Source organism: Defluviimonas salinarum (assembly GCF_026013545.1).
Taxonomy (GTDB): Bacteria; Pseudomonadota; Alphaproteobacteria; order Rhodobacterales; family Rhodobacteraceae; genus Albidovulum; species Albidovulum salinarum.
On the sequence record NZ_JAPDOG010000019.1, the window covers coordinates 63,402 to 79,401 of the forward strand.

General features: G+C 63.3%; 14 protein-coding genes and 1 pseudogene. 6 read left to right on the plus strand and 9 right to left on the minus strand.

The window, feature by feature from the left end:
- Positions 1 to 321: 321 nt before the first annotated feature.
- Genes nagA through OM960_RS18135 form a run of 4 tightly spaced genes read right to left on the minus strand, consistent with a single transcriptional unit; the run spans position 322 to position 4,135 of the window.
- Positions 322 to 1,458, minus strand: a complete 1,137-nt coding sequence (gene nagA, locus OM960_RS18120) for an N-acetylglucosamine-6-phosphate deacetylase (protein ID WP_264772935.1) — start codon at positions 1,456 to 1,458, stop codon at positions 322 to 324.
- On the minus strand, positions 1,455 to 2,483 hold the full coding sequence (locus OM960_RS18125) for an SIS domain-containing protein (RefSeq protein WP_263339632.1): 1,029 nt from the start codon (positions 2,481 to 2,483) through the stop codon (positions 1,455 to 1,457). The genes nagA and OM960_RS18125 overlap by 4 nt, the downstream gene beginning before the upstream one ends.
- 3 nt (positions 2,484 to 2,486) lie before the next feature.
- Positions 2,487 to 3,245 carry a GntR family transcriptional regulator gene (locus tag OM960_RS18130; RefSeq protein ID WP_263339629.1) on the minus strand — a complete coding sequence of 253 codons (759 nt, stop codon included), beginning with the start codon at positions 3,243 to 3,245 and terminating at the stop codon, positions 2,487 to 2,489.
- Complete coding sequence (locus OM960_RS18135) at positions 3,242 to 4,135, minus strand: glucosamine kinase nucleotide-binding domain-containing protein (RefSeq protein WP_264772936.1); 894 nt, start codon at positions 4,133 to 4,135, stop codon at positions 3,242 to 3,244. The genes OM960_RS18130 and OM960_RS18135 overlap by 4 nt, the downstream gene beginning before the upstream one ends.
- Before the next feature lie 161 nt (positions 4,136 to 4,296).
- On the opposite strand from OM960_RS18135, the gene OM960_RS18140 reads away from it, so the two are divergent.
- From OM960_RS18140 to OM960_RS18165, 6 genes are all read left to right on the plus strand, one after another.
- Positions 4,297 to 5,193 carry an N-acetylmuramic acid 6-phosphate etherase gene (locus OM960_RS18140; protein ID WP_263339624.1) on the plus strand — a complete coding sequence of 299 codons (897 nt, stop codon included), beginning with the start codon at positions 4,297 to 4,299 and terminating at the stop codon, positions 5,191 to 5,193.
- Between the two features lie 32 nt (positions 5,194 to 5,225).
- A complete protein-coding gene (locus tag OM960_RS18145; protein ID WP_263339621.1) occupies positions 5,226 to 6,473 on the plus strand; it encodes an ABC transporter substrate-binding protein in 1,248 nt (415 codons plus the stop codon).
- An 81-nt stretch (positions 6,474 to 6,554) separates the two neighbouring features.
- Positions 6,555 to 7,478, plus strand: a complete 924-nt coding sequence (locus tag OM960_RS18150; protein WP_263339619.1) for a carbohydrate ABC transporter permease — start codon at positions 6,555 to 6,557, stop codon at positions 7,476 to 7,478.
- 11 nt (positions 7,479 to 7,489) lie between these two features.
- Entirely contained in the window at positions 7,490 to 8,329 is an 840-nt protein-coding gene (locus OM960_RS18155; protein ID WP_263339615.1) for a carbohydrate ABC transporter permease, read from the plus strand.
- Positions 8,326 to 9,354 carry a Gfo/Idh/MocA family protein gene (locus tag OM960_RS18160; RefSeq protein WP_264772937.1) on the plus strand — a complete coding sequence of 343 codons (1,029 nt, stop codon included), beginning with the start codon at positions 8,326 to 8,328 and terminating at the stop codon, positions 9,352 to 9,354. The genes OM960_RS18155 and OM960_RS18160 overlap by 4 nt, the downstream gene beginning before the upstream one ends.
- Positions 9,351 to 10,361, plus strand: a complete 1,011-nt coding sequence (locus OM960_RS18165) for an ABC transporter ATP-binding protein (RefSeq protein WP_264772938.1) — start codon at positions 9,351 to 9,353, stop codon at positions 10,359 to 10,361. Before OM960_RS18160 ends, OM960_RS18165 begins: the two co-directional genes overlap by 4 nt.
- Positions 10,362 to 10,517: 156 nt before the next feature.
- On the opposite strand, the gene OM960_RS18170 is transcribed toward OM960_RS18165, so the two are convergent.
- The 5 genes and pseudogenes from OM960_RS18170 to OM960_RS18190 all read right to left on the minus strand — a co-directional run bounded on the left by OM960_RS18170 (position 10,518) and on the right by OM960_RS18190 (position 15,772).
- Positions 10,518 to 10,667 carry a hypothetical protein gene (locus OM960_RS18170; RefSeq protein ID WP_263339609.1) on the minus strand — a complete coding sequence of 50 codons (150 nt, stop codon included), beginning with the start codon at positions 10,665 to 10,667 and terminating at the stop codon, positions 10,518 to 10,520.
- A gap of 309 nt (positions 10,668 to 10,976) precedes the next feature.
- Positions 10,977 to 11,084: pseudogene (locus tag OM960_RS18175) on the minus strand (IS481 family transposase); the annotation flags it as partial.
- Positions 11,085 to 11,316: 232 nt separating this feature from the next.
- Complete coding sequence (locus tag OM960_RS18180) at positions 11,317 to 12,864, minus strand: class I adenylate-forming enzyme family protein (protein WP_264772939.1); 1,548 nt, start codon at positions 12,862 to 12,864, stop codon at positions 11,317 to 11,319.
- A 103-nt stretch (positions 12,865 to 12,967) separates the two neighbouring features.
- A complete protein-coding gene (locus tag OM960_RS18185; RefSeq protein WP_264772940.1) occupies positions 12,968 to 14,419 on the minus strand; it encodes an HD domain-containing phosphohydrolase in 1,452 nt (483 codons plus the stop codon).
- A 720-nt stretch (positions 14,420 to 15,139) separates the two neighbouring features.
- On the minus strand, positions 15,140 to 15,772 hold the full coding sequence (locus OM960_RS18190) for a TetR/AcrR family transcriptional regulator (RefSeq protein WP_263339600.1): 633 nt from the start codon (positions 15,770 to 15,772) through the stop codon (positions 15,140 to 15,142).
- Positions 15,773 to 16,000: the final 228 nt, after the last annotated feature.

The following is a 16,000-nucleotide window of genomic DNA, read 5'->3' on the forward strand; positions in this document are numbered from 1 at the left end:
ACAGCCCGTTGAACCAGAGGGAATATTGCGAGGCGCATGGGCCGCCGCTGAAGCGGTTCGGGAACAGGTGGGCGAGGTTGTGTTGTCAGACGGACTTGAACTGGTCTCCACAAGGACAGCGACGCTGTCCCTTATGCCGCGCAGAGGCCGCGCAACTAGGGCAGGTCCATCAACGAACTTTACGAGACCGGCGGCGAGTTGGCGCCAGTTTTGCGATATGCGCGATATGACGAAATGCACGGAAGCAACCGGTTCCGCCGGGCGATCGGCGCTCGCGGCAACCAGTTCGTCCGACGCCGGCAACATTCGATCCGGCCGTCGTCAGATCCATGCCAGATCGCGGTATCGGCCCATCCCGTCGAGATGGATCCCGTTCCAAGGAGCATCTTTTCGGATCGCTCCGAAACCTCGCGCGTCCCGCAGAACGGATGCCGGCGCCGACGTCGCCATCGCAAGGGCGGTCCCGACGGCGACGCCGACCCGCTCGACGAGAACCAAGATCGCGGTGGGAAAATCGAGATCCGCCCCCGCGAGTGTGCCATCAGCCAGAGTCAGCCGACCGTCGCGCCGGATGACGCGACGCCCGTTCAGCGTGAACTCGGCTATGTCCGAACCGACCGTCGACATCGCGTCGGTCACCAGGAAGATGCTTCCCGGCGGTCGTTTTGACGAGAGCGCGACACGGATGCTGGCGGCGTGAACGTGGATGCCGTCCGCGATCAGTCCCGCGGATATCCCCGGCGTGGCGAGAGTCGCGCCGACGAGTCCCGGCTCGCGATTGCCCATCTGGCTCATCGCGTTGAACAGATGCGTGACGCAGCGTGCGCCGGCGGAAAAGGCAGCTTCGGCCGCAGCGAGATCGCAGTCGGTATGGCCGAGCGAAACGATGACGCCGGCCTCGGTCAATCGGGCAATCTGCGCTGTCGTGACATTTTCCGGCGCGACCGTGACCATCAGGTTCGGAAGGCGTCCGGCGGCCGCGCAAAGAAACGCCGCGTCCTCCTCCTCCATCGGGCGGATGAGCGACGGGTCGTGCGCGCCCTTGCGCGCCAGCGAAAGGTGGGGCCCCTCCAGATGGATGCCGAGGATGCCCGGAACGCCGCGCCGGATCGCATCCGCCACGGCATCGACGGCGGCACGGGTTTTCGCGGGCGTATCGGTGATGAGGGTGGGCAGGAGCGCGCGCGTCCCCGTCGTCGCGTGCGCTTCCGCGATGGCGGCCACCCCGTCTGGCGACGTGACGTCGTTGAACATCACGCCGCCGCCGCCGTTGACCTGAAGGTCCACGAACCCGGGCAGGAGCGTGCCGCCATCCAGTTCCACGATATCGAAGTCGGCCGGGATTTCTCCTGGGGACACGATTCCGCGGACGATGGCGCCGTCGAGCAGAACCGACTTGCCGGCGTGAAGCGTCGTCCCGTCGAAGATGTTGGCGCCCCGTAGCGCGCGCTTTCTCATACCGTCTCCGTGACTTTCCTGAGGTGTCGCGGTTCGTCCGGGTTCACGCCGCGCGACACCGCGACCTGCTCGACCATTGCATAGAAGGACACGATCAACGAGATCGGATCGGTGAGCGGGTGGGAAGTGCGGGCGGCCGGCAGGCGCGACGCCCGCGCCGCTTTGTCCGAGGTCGCAAAGACGATGGCACCTTTGCCGGCGATTTCGTCCGCCACCTCGACGAGCGCTCGCTCGGCGGCGTCCGCGGCGGTCAGGGCGATAACGGGAAACCCTCTGTCCACGATCGAAACGGGCCCGTGGAGCACCTCCGCGGACGAGTAGGATTCCGCGTGCAGCTGGCATGTCTCCTTGAACTTGAGCGCGGCCTCGTTCGAGATGGCGAGCGCCGGTCCGCGACCGAGGCAGAAGAGGGACTTGTGCGATGCGATCTGCTCTCCGAGCGCCCCCCAGTCCGCCGCGGCGGCGCTGGCAAGCACTTCGGGGAGTTTGCGGATTGCCGCCCGAAGGGCGTCGTCTTTCTGCCACTCCGCCAGCAGCCAGATCGCCGACACGATCGACGTGACGAAGGTCTTCGTGGCCGCGACGCTCAACTCGGCCCCTGCGTGCAGATTCAGCGTGTGTGCGCAGACACTCGCGAGGTCGCTGTCCGGATGGTTGGTCAACGCGAAGGACAGCGCGCCTTCCCGCCCGGCCATGTCGGCCATGCTGACGATGTCGGGGCTCTTGCCCGACTGCGAGATCGCGATGCAGGCACTGCCCCCCAGCTTCAGGCGTCGCTCATAGATCGACGCGATCGAGGGGCCAACCGATGCGACCGGAACGCCGGCCACGAGCTCGCTGGCATACTTGAAGTAGGTCGCGGCGTGGTCGGAGGATCCCCGCGCGACCGAGATCATGAATGCCGGATCGCGGTCGGCGAGGGCGGCCGCAGCCGATTTCATCCCTGGCTGCCCCTCGGTGAGGAGGGTCTCGACGGCGGCGGGTATTTCAAGGATTTCGCGGCGCATATGGGTCTGGGAAGGCATGGTCTAGTCCTTTGACAGGCGCAGTTCAGCCACGAAGTTGTAGGCGTCGCCGCGGTAGAGCGATTGGGTGAATTCGGCCACGCGGCCATTGGCGAGATACGAGGTGCGCTCGATCCGCAGTCCGGCATCCTTCGGCGTCACCGCGAGAAGCTCGGCCTCGCTCTCGCGCAGATTGACGGCTGAGATCTTCTGCAGCGCGCGTATCGGGCGATGGCCTGCGCGTTCGAGTACTTCGTAAAGCGACGTCTCGACCAGCAGCGGATTGGGCAGGATATCGGTCGGCAACGATGCGCGTTCGATCGCCATCGGCTCGCCGTTCGCGAGACGGAGACGCACGAGGCGCGCGACGGAATCGTCCGCCGAGAGGCCGAGCGCCGTCATCTCGTCGGGCGAGGGCATGAAGAGCCCGCGCTCCAACCAGCGGGAGGTTGAGTTCTTGCCGCGCCGCGCCATGTCCTCGGAGAACGAGGTCAGGCGCGACAGCTTCTGCTCGATCCGCTCAGGCTGCGAGGAAATGTAGGATCCCGAGCCCTGCCGCTGGATCACCGTTCCTTCGTCGGCGAGCGCCTGGATCGCCTTGCGGACCGTCACCCGCGAAAAATCCGTGATCGCGGCGATCTCGCGTTCCGGTGGCAGCGGGCTGCCCGGCGCGAGAACGCCCTGCGAGACCCCGTCGCTCAGCCGCCGCCGGAGTTGCACGTAGCGCGGCCCCGCATCGGGCCGGTACCAGGCCGATGGCTCGAGGAATTCCGCAATGTTCATGCTCGAGTCTCCGTTTCTTCGAGTATTCGGCGGGCAAGCTGCAGCGCGCCGTCCAGCGCCGAACCCTCGGGCCGGCCGATACGCTCGCGATGGGTGGCGGCGAGAAACGCCTCGTAATACGGGCCGAGGCCGCCCGTCAGGCAGATGATGTCGGCGCCGGACAGCCGCGCGAAGTCGAGGGCTCCGTTCAGGTATGCCGCCCCGCGATCCATCAGGATGCGGCCCACGGCGTCACCGGCCTTGGCCGCATCCACGACGAGCGGGGCAAGCCGCGCATAATCCGCCGGACGGGCCGCCCCAGCGAAGGCCACGATACCGACCGGCGCGCCGTCGAAGCGCGCGAGGATCGCGCGAGTCAGTCCGCTTTCGGGCGCCAGCCCGTCCCAAGCCAGAAGTGTGTGTTCCAACAGCTCGCGCCCGAGCCGGGCGCCGGACGCCTGGTCGCCGACATGGAGCCCCCATCCGCCGAGGAACCGCACGTCGCCGCCGCGTTTGATCGCCACGAATGCGCCGGTGCCGATGGCGAGCACGGCGCCGTCTCGCAGGCCTAGCACGCCGATGGCAGAGGTAAGCCGGTCGTCGCTGACGCCGCAGCGCGCATAGGGCAGCTGCGCCGCAAGCGCTCTCGCGTCCTGCGCGTTCATGATGCCGGCGAGGCCCGCATGGGCGATCAGTCGCTGCGGGTCGGGCGCCTCGCCCCCAAGCTCTCGCAACGCCGCAAGTACCGTTTCGCGCACGACATCGACTGTCCGTGCGGCATCGGTGGCGAAGTTCGCCGGCCCGCCCGATGCGCGCGACACCACGGTGCCGTCCGCGCGTGCGATCGCCACCCGGCAGCCGGTGCCGCCGCCATCAATCGCACAGAGATGGTATTCAACAATGCTACCCATATGATACCTATAGCATACCTATATACCGGAATAAAGTCCAAATCCGCGTCGCTATGGCCGAAAGGTTTGCAGTTTTATCGCTTCCTGCCTGGTAAGGCATTTATTGGTAGACAATAGGTATTAATTAGGTATCATAATTCGAAATCGAAGGGAGAATCACTGTGCCGCCAGGGGAATCGCAGGATAAAGCGGCCCGACCCATCGACGCGCTCCCGCGCGCCGATGCGCTGTCCGCCATGCTCACCTCCCACGCGGCCGCGGTCGCCGCGGTGGCGCCGGCGCGGCCAGCGATCGACGCGGCCGCTGGGCATCTGGCGGAGGCGCTCGCTCGGGGAAGGGCCGTTTTCTACGTCGCGGCCGGCAGTTCGGGCCTGATGGCGCTCGCCGATGCCTGCGAATTGCCCGGAACGTTCGGTGTCGATCCGCGGCAGATCCGCATCTGCATGGCGGGCGGGGTTCCGGCCGACGGCATCATGCCGGGCGCGACCGAGGACGACGACGGCGAAGCGACCGCCGCAGTGCGCGGCATGGCGCCGGGCGATGTCGCCATCGTTGTCAGCGCCAGCGGAACCACGCCCTTCGCCGTCGCCTTCGCAGAGGCCGCGGTGGCGCAAGGAAATACCGTGATTGGGATTGCGAACGTGTCGGCGGCCCGCCTTCTCGAGCTGGCGGACTTGGCGATCGCGATTCCGACTCCGGCGGAGGTGATCGAGGGGTCCACACGGCTGAGTGCCGGCACGGCGCAGAAGGTCGCGCTCAACATGATGTCGACCCAGGCGGGGATCCTGATGGGTCACGTCCATGACGGAATGATGGTCAATCTTGTTGCCGACAACATCAAGCTGCGCAAGCGGGCGGCGCGTATCGTGGCGCGGATCGCCGCAGTGCCCGAGGAGGCTGCGGTGCGCGCGCTCGAGGTGTCGCGCTACGACGCCAAGCTGGCGGTCCTGATCGCGTTGGGAGTGGGCGAAGGCGACGCGCGAAATCGCCTCGCCGGGGCGGGCGGGCGGCTTCGCGACTGCCTGGCGACGGCCCCGGGTGATCCGAGCACGAACTGAAGTTCCAACCAAGGGAGAGACAAGTGAAATCCATGACACTCAAAGGCGCTTTGCTAATCACCACACTGCTTGGCGCGACGTCTGCGACGGCGCAGGACGCCGAGTTGACCATCGAAAGCTGGCGCAACGACGACCTGACGATCTGGCAGGACAAGATCATCCCGGCCTTCGAGGCCGCGCATCCCGGCATCAAGGTGAAGTTTACGCCTTCGGCTCCGGCCGAGTACAACGCGGTGCTGAACTCCAAGCTCGACGCGGGCTCGGCGGGAGATCTCATCACCTGCCGTCCGTTCGACGCCTCGCTCGCGCTCTACGAGGCCGGTCACCTCGCGGACCTGAGCGATCTCGAAGGCATGGGCAGTTTCTCGGACGTGGCCAAGTCCGGCTGGTCGACCGATGACGGTGCGCATACCTTCTGCGTTCCCATGGCTTCGGTGATTCACGGCTTCATCTACAACAAGGACGCCTTCGCCGAGCTTGGCCTCGAAGTGCCGGCAACCGTGGACGAGTTCTTCGCCGTCCTCGACAAGATCAAGGAAGACGGCAGCTATATCCCGATGGCGATGGGCACCAACGACCAGTGGGAAGCGGCCACGATGGGCTACAACAACATCGGCCCGAACTACTGGAAGGGCGAACAAGGGCGCCTCGCGCTGATCGAAGGTGAGCAGAAGCTGACCGACGAGCCCTGGGTGGACCCCTTCCGCCAGCTCGCGAAATGGAGCGCCTATCTCGGCGACGGCTACGAGGCGCAGACCTATCCCGACAGCCAAAACATCTTCACGCTGGGGCGCGCCGCGATCTACCCGGCGGGATCTTGGGAAATTTCGGGATTCAACGCGCAGGCCGATTTCGAGATGGGCGCCTTCAAGCCGCCGGTGCCAAATGCGGGCGATGCCTGCTATATCTCCGACCACACCGACATCGGTATCGGGATGAACGCCGCAACAACCCATCCCGAAGCGGCGAAGACCTTCCTGAACTGGGTGGCCTCGTCCGAGTTCGCCAGTATCTTCGCGAACGAGCTGCCGGGCTTCTTCCCGCTGTCGAACGCCGAGGTCGAACTCCGCGATCCGCTGGCGCAGGAGATGATCTCGTGGCGCGACGCATGCGCGAGCACGATCCGGTCGACCTACCAGATCCTTTCGCGCGGCACACCCAACCTCGAGAACGAGACCTGGAACGCGTCGGTTGCCGTCATCAAGGGCGCCGAGGCTCCGGAAGCGGCCGCGCAGCGCCTGCAGGACGGCCTTGCCAGCTGGTACGAGCCGCAGAAGTAGGCGCGGTCGACACCAGCGCCCCGGGCGATCCTCCCCGCCCGGGGACTCATCATTCCCAGAAATGCACCGAGGAGACGCGAGATGGCGACTCTTTCCAAGCCCAAGTTCAGGTGGCACATCGCCGTGTTCCTGGCGCCCGCCGTGCTCGTCTACACAGCGGTGATGATCTACCCGCTGTTCAACACGCTGCGCCTGTCGTTCTTCGCCGAGATCGACCACGAGCGCGTCTGGGTCGGTTTGCGAAACTTCCGCACCCTGTTCCTGGACCCGGTCTGGTCGAAGCAATTCTGGAATGCGCTGGCCAACAACTTCTGGTTCTTCCTCATCCATATGGCTGTCCAGAATCCGATCGGCATCGCGCTCGCCGCGATCCTTTCCAGCCCCCGGCTTCGCTTCGCGGCGCTCTACCGCTCAGCGATCTTCGTCCCGACGATCCTGTCCTTCGTGATCGTCGGATTCGCCTGGAAACTGATCCTGTCGCCGATCTGGGGCATCGCGCCGGGTATGCTCGATGCAGTGGGGCTCAAGTTCCTGTACCAGCCGTGGCTCGGCAAGCAGGAATACGCCCTGACCACGCTCGCCCTCGTCTCGGTCTGGCAGTTCGTCGGGATCCCGATGATGCTGATCTACGCCGCGCTGCTGTCGATCCCCGAGGAGATTCTCGAAGCTGGGGAATGCGATGGCATCACCGGTCTGTCGGCTTTCTGGAAGATCAAGCTGCCGCTCATCCTGCCGTCGATCGGCATCATCTCGATCCTGACCTTCGTCGGCAACTTCAACGCCTTCGACCTGATCTACGCCGCGCAGGGCGCGCTGGCCGGTCCGGATTTCTCGACCGACATCCTGGGGACATTCATGTACCGCACCTTCTTCGGGTTCCAGCTCCAGCTCGGTGATCCGCATATGGGCTCGGCCATCGCCTCGGCCATGTTCGCAATCATCCTGGCCGGCGTCTGCATCTATCTTTTCGGCATACAGCGCCGTCTCCGCCACTACCAGTTCTGAGGAGTGGAACCATGAACAAGGCACGACGCAATCCCGGCACGACCATCGCGGCACATGGGGCGCTTGTCCTTTACACTTTGATCGCGCTCTTCCCGGTTTTCGTGATCCTGATCAACAGCTTCAAGACCCGCAAGGCGATTTTCCGCGAGCCGATGGCGCTGCCGAACACCGAGAGCTTCTCGATGATCGGTTATGAGACGGTGCTCAAACAGGGCGATTTCTTCCTCTACTTCCAGAATTCGATGATCGTGACGGTGGTCTCGCTGTTCCTGGTGCTTCTGTTCGGCGCCATGGCGGCCTTCGCGCTGGCGGAGTACCGGTTCAGGGGCAACACACTTATGGGGCTCTACCTCGCGCTCGGCATCATGATTCCGATCCGGATCGGCACCGTCGCGATCCTCGAGATGATGGTCGCGACCGGCCTCGTGAACACCCTGACCGCGCTCATTCTCGTCTATACCGCGCAGGGCCTGCCGCTGGCCGTCTTCATCCTGTCGGCATTCATGAAAGGCGTGTCGGACGATCTGAAGAATGCCGGGCGCATAGACGGGCTCAGCGAGTACATGATCTTCTTCCGGCTGGTCCTGCCGCTCGTACGCCCGGCGCTGGCCACGGTCGCGGTCTTCAACATGATCCCGATCTGGAACGATCTCTGGTTTCCATTGATCCTCGCCCCGTCGGAAGAGACCAAGACGTTGACGCTCGGCAGCCAGGTGTTCATCGGCCAGTTCGTGACCGATTGGAACGCGGTCCTGTCGGCACTGTCGATGGCGATCCTGCCGGTGATGATCCTTTATGTGTTCTTCTCGCGCCAGCTGATCCGCGGCATCACCTCGGGTGCGGTCAAATGAGGGTGCTGGTCGCCGGGCTGGGAAACATGGGGCGCAGCCATGCGCTGGCGCACCATGCAAACCCGGACGTGGAGATCGTGGCTTTGGTCAACCGCTCGGCCGTCGACCTGCCCGCGGCGCTGGCACGCTATCCGATGCACCGGGACTTCCGGACCGCGCTGGCAGCGACCAGGCCGGATCTCGTGGTCATCGCGACCTATACCGACAGCCATGCCGACTATGCTGTCGCGGCGATCGAGGCCGGGGCGCATGTCTTCGTCGAGAAGCCGCTCGCGACCAGCGCGGCCGAGGCCGAACGGGTCGTCGCGACGGCCCGGCGGCACGGACGCAAACTCGGCGTCGGCTACATCCTGCGGCACCATCCGGGATGGCAGCGCCTCATTGCGGAGGCGCGCGCGCTCGGCGGGCCTTACGTGTTCCGCCTGAACCTCAACCAGCAATCCGATGGCCCGACCTGGGAGACGCACAAGGCTCTGATGCAAACGACGTCTCCGCTCGTCGATTGCGGCGTGCATTATGTCGACGTGATGTGCCAGGTCACCAACGCGCCGCCGGTTCGGGTGCATGGGATGGGACTACGGCTTTCGGCAGAGATCCCCGCCGAAATGTATAATTATGGCCAGTTTCAGGTGATCTTCGCCGACGGCTCGGTCGGCTGGTACGAGGCGGGCTGGGGTCCGATGATGTCCGAGACCGCATTCTTCGTGAAGGACATCGTCAGCCCGAATGGCGCCGTGTCGATCACGGATGGCGACAGGGGTGCCTCAGACGATGTTGACGGACACACCAAGGTCGGGGGCCTCCTGGTGCATCGCCGCGAAGGCGACAGGCTGATCGCCCTGCCGGAAGAGCCCGGCCATCAGGAACTCTGCGACGCCGAACAGCGCTGGATCGTCGATGCAATCCGAAGCGATGCCGACCTGACCCGCCACATGAATGACGCGGTGCAGTCGCTGCGTATCTGCCTGGCCGCCGATGAAAGCATTCGCACCGGGCAAACCGTCCATCTGGGAGAAAGCTCATGACCGCCCTGAAACTCGAGAACGTCAACAAGTCCTTCGGATCGGTTCATGTCCTGAAGGACATCAACCTGACTGTTGAGGAGGGCGAGTTCGTCGTCTTCGTCGGCCCGTCAGGCTGTGGCAAGTCCACGCTCCTGCGGGTGATCGCGGGGCTGGAGGACGCGACGAGCGGCACGATCACGATCGGCAACGAGGTGGTCAATACCGTGCCGCCGGCGAAGCGCGGCATCGCGATGGTCTTTCAATCCTACGCGCTCTATCCGCACCTGACGGTCAAGGACAACATGGCCCTCGGGTTGAAGCAGGAGGGCCAGCCGAAATCCATCGTCGAAGAGCGCGTGACCAGCGCCAGCCGGATGCTCGATCTCGACCAGTATCTGACGCGCCGCCCGGCCGAACTGTCCGGCGGACAACGTCAGCGGGTTGCCATCGGTCGGGCGATCGTGCGGGATCCGAAGCTGTTCCTGTTCGACGAACCGCTCTCCAACCTCGATGCCGCGCTCCGCATGAACACACGGGTCGAGATCGCCGCGCTGCACCGGACGCTCTCGGCCTCGATGATCTACGTGACTCACGACCAGATCGAGGCGATGACGCTCGCGGACAAGATCGTGGTTCTTCGCGACGGGCGGATCGAGCAGGTCGGCAGCCCGATGGAGCTTTACAACAATCCGGCCAACCGGTTCGTGGCGGGCTTTCTCGGATCGCCCTCGATGAACTTCCTGGACCGCTCCGTGTCCGGCCTCGCCGCCGGCAGGACGCTCGGCATCCGGCCCGAACACCTGACGCTCAGAGCCGATGGGCAGTTGAGCGGAGAGGTCACGCATGTCGAGCGGCTTGGCGGCGACACGAACCTTCTCGTCAGGACAGACCAGGGCGAGACGCTGACCGTCCGCCTGTTCGGGCAGAACGCAACCGAAGTGGGCAGCCGGATCAGCCTCGGCTTCGATGCCGCCGCCGCGTTCTATTTCGATGATGCCGATCAGCGGATCCTTCCGGCGGCGGCGTGACGGGCGGGCCAGCTGGGACGGGCGTCGGCGGCGCGCCGTTCGGCCGATCTTCGATCAGAGACGGGCTGATCTTCCGTAATGTGTGAACACTTGAATCGCGCCAGCCCGAAAGGCTCCGTCGCTGGTATTATGGCGGCTCGGGAGGGAATGGCGTCGTCAGGGCCGATAGGCACGGCGCGCATCGTGATCGACGCGGAGGCCGATGTCGTTTGCGATATGGGCCGGCAGGTCGCTTACCATGCGGTAGTTGCGCCGTTCTTCCCGCATGCGTGTCAGCGAATGGTAGAGGTCGTTAACGGCTTTCATCTGTTTGCTCCTTCACGGATTTCAATGGAGCCTTTGTAGGGAGCGGACTTTTCTGACTGATGTCGCGTGGGCACGTACTTCGTTTCATTTGCTTCAGCTCCGCATTTCCGTTCGAGTATTTGAAACATGGAGTGGCCGATGGTGCCCGCGCCCGGGGCGCGGTCCATCCCCAATGCCGGTCCGTGCCAGAACCATCGGCACTGAAATAATTGAAGCATCACATGAAAACGAGCTGACACAGGGGTCGTTCAGGGTGGCGGCATCACCTTCGCAGCGGATGCCCAAATGACGCACGTCCAAGGTAGTCCAGGTGTTCAGTCCCGGCATCTGGTGGATCGGATCCACGATGAATCGATCGGGCTCTGAAATCCAGACCTTGCAGATGTATTCGTAAGGCGTGAGGCCGTTGAGGGTCTTGGCCGCCAACAACCTCGCCAGGCTGCCCCGGTTGCTGGTAAAATGAAGCCGAAGACCAGCGTCGCATGCGCAGGAAACGCGACGGCATGGGATGGACACGCATGGCCTCCGTCCGTTCGAAGGGAAAACCTCCAAGCACGCCAACTATTTCTGCGGCCTGTTAGCGATCGGAGCCATGCCAAAGGCCACCTCTTGATTTGGCGGCCCTTGTACTCCCAATTTGCGCCGGAGGTTAGCTTGCGAGCGCCAACTCTTCGGGCTCGTCATTGATCGTGGCCAGTTCGCGTCGCATGATCTTGCCGGAGCTGGTCCGCGGGACATCCGTGACGAACTGGATCTTGCGGGGACACTTGTAGGCGGCGAGATTCGAGCGGCAATGGTACATCAGCGCTTTCGCATCAGCCTCTGCGCCGTCCTTGAGGATCACGTAGGCCTTGGCAATCTCGCCCTTGACGGGATCGGGTTGCCGGCCCGCCGCGGCCAAGGCGACCGAGGGATGTGCCGCCAGCACCCGCTCGATCTCCGCCGGGTAGACGTTGAAGCCACCGGTGATGATCAGATCCTTGAGCCGATCGATCACGTAGATGCACCCGTCCTCGTCGATGGAGCCGAGGTCGCCGGTATGCAGCCAGCCGTCGGGCTCGATGGTCTCGGCGGTCTTGGCCTGGTTTCCCCAGTAGCCCTGCATCACGAGGGGGCCTCGGAACATCAGTTCGCCGGTCTCGCCGCGTGGCAGTTCTCGCGTCACCTCCTCGGGATCGACCACCTTGAACTCGCAATAGGGGAAGGCGACGCCGGCCGAGCCTGGCTTGTGAAGCCCGCCCGAAACTGAAGACGAGCCTGCGCCGGCGATCTCGGTCATGCCCCAGACCTCGTGCATCTCGATGCCGAAGGCCGCGTCGATCCTTTCGAGCACCGACACCGGAATAGTCTGTCCCCCCGTGCAGCCGAGGCGGAGCGAGCTGGTGTCGCTGGCCTGCAGCGACGGTGCGCTCAGGAGAAACATCCACATCGTCGGCACGCCATCGAAGATCGTGATGCGGTACTTCTCGATGGCCTTCAGCGCCTTTTCCGCTTCGTAACGGGCATGCAGCACCAATTTGCTGCCGGTCAGGAACATGCCGTTCATCAGGACGTTGCCGTAGACATGCGGCAGCGGCAGAGCTGAGAAGCCTATGTCGTCCGTGTGCCGGCCCTGCATCAGGAAAATCGACTTGGCGTTCAGCAGCACGGCCTTATGCGGCTGCATCGCGCCCTTCGGATGTCCGGTTGTTCCGGACGTGTAGGCGATGGTCGAAAGTGCGTCTGGCGGGACGCTGGCTGGCGTCGGCACCGGACGGCCCGAGTTGATGAGCGCGCCGAAGCCAGTCACTCCTTTAGGCGGTTTCGCGGCAAATGACACGAATGCCGAAACGCCGGTGTGGGCCTTCAGCCCGTCAAGTCTGTCATGATGATCGGATGACAGGATGATCGCCTTCGCGGCGCAGTCGTTTGCCACGTATTCCAGCTCGGGCTGGGTCAACATCGCATTGACCGGGTTGACGACCGCGCCGAGCCGCTGCACCGCGTGGTAGCTGACCACCCATTCCCATGAGTTCGACGCGTAGAGCGATACGACGTCACCCATGCCCACTCCGATGCCCTCCAGTCCGGCCGCCGCGCGGCCGATCAGATCCTCAAGCTCGGCAAAGCTGAAGGTTCGGTCTTCGAAGACCAGTGCTTCGCGACTGCCAAATTTGCGGGCGGCCTCGACCGACAGATGTCCCACATGCTCAAGCATTGCTCTCTCCCTTGGCTTCTGGCGGAAATCCATACTTTCCAGCCGGTTACCGATGGGGAGATCGTACCGGGCGGGCCGGGCACCGAACCATAGGGGTAATTCCCTATGTGGAGAAGATTCCGCTCTGCATGGCGTAGATCGCGGCGGTCGCCCGGCTTTTTGCGCCGATCTTGCGGTAGATGTTCTGCGTATGATTGTCGACGGTCTTGGGCGAGACCGAAAGTGTCTGCGCAATCTCCTTCATCGACAGGCCCTTTGCGATGTGCCGAAGCACATCCGCCTCGCGTGGGGTCAGGCCGTCCGGGAGCGCCGCCGCCCCCAAGGTCCGCCCATGCGACGCGTTCTCGAGCACATGCCGCGTAGCGTCCCTGGGAAACCGCCCAGCCGAGGCCTCGGCGAGAACGACATCCGCCGCATCGCCGGGGCTCATCGCTTCCCGCATGGGGAGGTCGCGGGTCAGTTCGTCATAGAAATTCGCGACAGCGATCAGCGAAGCGCCTCGCTCGGAGAGATGAATGTGACGGTGGTATCCTGATCCGTCGCAACGCTCCTCCACCGAGCAAGCCATTTCCCTGAGCGGATCGAAGACCGAGGACGTCGCCAGGATCTGTTCGGTATGGAATGAGAACGAGCGCAACTGCATCTCTTCCATGCGCGTCAGCGGCGTCGGCTTTTCAAGAATCCCGTTCGGGATCGCCGACTTGCCCAGATCGTGCAGCAATGAGGCGTTGAAAATCGCGTCGCAAACGTCCTCCTCGGCCCCGGCATTCAAGGCCGCGCGATAGGCGAGGCCAGCCACCTTCCGGGAATGGCCCAGATACCAAGTCGACTTGATGTCAATGAAATCGGCATAGGCTTCGGCCACGGTTCGGATGTCCTTCTGGGCGATGGAAATCGGTCCGCCCGGCTCGACGGACTTGAAGAGGTCGAAATCGATCCCATGCCCCGATCCGGCGGCGATCTCCTCTGGCGATACGAGGAAGGCTGTGACAACGTCGGGGTCGAACTGACCGCCAGACCGTGTCGCCGCAACTTCTGCCATTGTCCGAAGTCCTCCGGCGCGCCGGTGCAGTTCCATCGCCACGGCGAATTCCATGATCCGGGCGTTCAACGGAAGATCGTTTCCCGAAGGATGCAAGGGCGCCATTCCATCCCAGCGCGAATGGCGCATCGAAACGATCGTCGACACCCCTTCTGGCACCGGAAGCCGCTGTGCCAGCGCCTTGGCCTGGTTGCAATGCTGGCCGACGAAATAGTAGGCGTCATCACGCAATTGGGCGAGTGCCTCGATCCGCGCCCGTCGTTCGGCCGGGTCGACGTCCGTGGGAAGGCTGGCATCGAGTACCCGTCGCATCTCGTCGAGATTGTAAGGGTCGCTACGGGTGAATGCATTGTTGACGCCCTGCTCGGTGCCGAACCCGGCCGGAGCGATTTCATGCGCCGTCGCCGTGCATCCCATAAAGCGCAACAAAGTCGACCAGTAGAGCTCCGTCAGCTCAGCGCTGCCGAGGCCCATCCTTTGCCCGACGCGCGTTGCAATCAGCGCCGATCCCATAGCGGAGCCCTGAGGCTGACCGTCCGCCAGATCCGTCGCAAGCGACAGGGAGCCGAGGATTTCGGACAATAGGACTCTGTCTGGCTCCAGAGGCATGAAAACGCTTTCCAGAGTGAGTCTTTATGATGCAGAGAATGCTATCCGTATTTCGATCAGTCGGCCACGCATTCATCTTTGCGACCGATCGGCGGTTGCCCAAGTGACGTTCCCGTCGAAGCGGGTTTCTAACTGGCTTGCAGCGAACGACCGGAGCCTAATTGAGAGCAGGAACCGAGAAATTGAGAGGTATGCCGACCAACTTGAAAAGATATTTCTGATTCCAGACCGGCACACAATAGAACTCTTTGTTCGATAGCGTCGTCGAAGACTTGGGCAGCGGGATCCCCGAATTCATCGCGCCTGCCGCCAATTTCTACAACAATATAGGTGTCAGCTGGCTGAATAGGCACCCGCGGCGCTGTCAGAAGAAATCTGGTTAAGACGGGCAGGGCGGCCTCGTAGCCTCCGGCCATGACGAAACGCGACCCCTTCAAGTATCAAAGCTCGATCGTCTGATTGGGACCCGGCTGCGGACTTTATCAGATGGAGTAGTTGCCGCCCTCCCTCGACGGCATCGCAATGTGCCAAGAACGTGGTGAGAAATCCACTGAGCGTGAAGGACAGCAAGCGCGTGATCTGGACGCTGGGAAACAGAGGATTATGCGGACAAGACATCCGGACTCAGGCGGCCCTTTCGCGCGGGGCGCTGGGAAACAAAAGCTCCAGGTAGGAGCGGAACTGCTCGGACTGGCGCGCAGCCATGCCTGGGTTCTTGTGGGCGCGTTCGAGGATCAGGCCGCCCTCGATCACAGCGACAAACATCTCGGCCAGCTGCTTTGCAGAGACATGCCGTGCCGGCGGATGGCGGTCGATGACCTCCTGGAACTTGCGGATGTACATAGCCGTCCACGTCCTGAGCGTTTCGGCAACGAAATCTTTCACCGCGTTTTCGAAGTGATCGTCCTCGTAGGTGTAAAGCGCATACATGCAGCCCCGCGGCGGGTGTTCAGGATCGCAAAGGTAGGCTTCGAAATCCGTCAAGAATTTCAGGAGTTGGTCGAGCGGGTCATCATGGGCGGCCTCGGCTTCGGCGAGGAGAGTGCGAAACATCTTCATGTCGTTCTCCGCATACCAACGCATAAGCTGGTCGGCGAGGTCCGCCTTGGACTTGAAGTGGTGAAAGAAGGCGCCCTTGGTGAGGTCGGTCGCTCTTAGCACGTCATCGATCGACATCCCCGCGAAGCCCTTGGACATGACAAGCTGCTTGGCAGCCTTGAGCAGGCGCTCGCGAGTCGCTTCGGCCCTGGCGGTCATAGCTCTCTCCATACAGACTGGTCTGTATATACTTGAGAGTTGGTCAACCTACAAGGGCGCTTCGGTAAATCGGAGAAACTCTCGTAATGATAATTCCGAAGTATCTTCATATCGCTAGGGCCTGTTGACAAAAGGGATTCACACGGACGCCTGATCATGATTCAAGCTGGTATCTGCGATGGAGACCAGCTTGGCACGAGACCTGATGTCGGACGATGAGTGGGCGTT